The organism is Acinetobacter sp. 24-47-39 (genome assembly GCF_056783825.1).
On the sequence record NZ_JBWYIP010000029.1, the window covers coordinates 1 to 621 of the forward strand.

The 621-nt window shown below is 47.5% G+C and carries 1 protein-coding gene; it reads right to left on the reverse strand.

Translation table 11 applies throughout. The features are described from left to right. Positions 1-621: acetyl-CoA C-acyltransferase (locus tag AC1M9C_RS14885; RefSeq protein WP_481953971.1), on the reverse strand; the 621-nt coding region annotated here is incomplete at both ends.

Below are 621 nucleotides of genomic sequence, written 5' to 3' on the forward strand. Positions count from 1 at the left end.
CTAGTTGGTTGAGAGCAGTCGTCACCAAACGCGCACCTGATGCACCCAATGGATGACCCAGTGCAATTGCACCACCATTTGGGTTTACACGCGCATCATCGTCGGCTAAACCTAGGTCACGTGTACATGCCAATGCTTGTGCTGCAAACGCTTCGTTCAGCTCAATCACATCCATTTGCTCTAGTGTTAAACCTGTTTGTGCTAACAGTTTTTTAATCGCAGGTGCCGGACCAAAGCCCATAATGCGAGGTTCAACCCCAACAGTGGTTGCACCAATTACTTTGGCACGAGGTTTTAAACCATATTTTTCTACAGCTGCATCAGACGCAATCAGAATCGCTGCCGCACCATCGTTAATGCCTGATGCATTACCTGCGGTTACTGTACCGTCTGCTTTTACAACAGGTTTTAACTTGGTTAAGGCTTCTAAAGTGGTTGATGCACGTGGATGTTCATCTTTTGCCACCACAACCGCATCACCTTTACGCTGTGGAATGGTCACAGGTACGATTTCTTGATCAAAGAAACCACGTGCTTGCGCTGCAGCCGTACGTTGTTGGCTGGTTAAAGCAAATTGGTCTTGATCAGCGCGGCTAATGTTGAACTGTTCAGCCACGTTTT